This is a genomic window from Chromohalobacter sp. HP20-39, from assembly GCF_033052815.1.
Lineage (GTDB): Bacteria > Pseudomonadota > Gammaproteobacteria > Pseudomonadales > Halomonadaceae > Chromohalobacter.
Map to the genome: position 1 here is coordinate 1 of NZ_JAWHTP010000298.1, position 357 is coordinate 357.

1 protein-coding gene is annotated in these 357 nt (G+C 61.3%); it reads left to right on the forward strand.

The window, feature by feature from the left end:
* A partial coding sequence (locus tag RVY79_RS18070; RefSeq protein ID WP_317465906.1) for an AMP-binding protein occupies positions 1-357 on the forward strand: 357 nt, incomplete at both ends.

Here is a 357-nt window from a genome sequence, read left to right on the forward strand (position 1 = left end):
TGCTGGCGTCAAGCGTATCGCTGTGGGTGCGCAGCGTGAGGGCTGGATCGATCTGGCCGGTGCCTATAGCGCACCGGTCGAGTTCATCCCTGATGGCGCGACCAAGGCCACCGATCCGCTGCTGCTGTATTTCACCTCCGGCACCACGTCCAAACCCAAGCTGGTGATGCACACGCATGCGAGCTATCCGGTAGGGCATCTTTCCACGCTGTATTGGATCGGCCTGCGTCCGGGCGATGTGCACTGGAATATCAGTTCACCGGGTTGGGCCAAGCATGCGTGGAGCTGCTTCTTCGCGCCGTGGAATGCCGGCGCCACCGTGTTCGTCTACAACTACGCGCGCTTTGATTCCAAGGC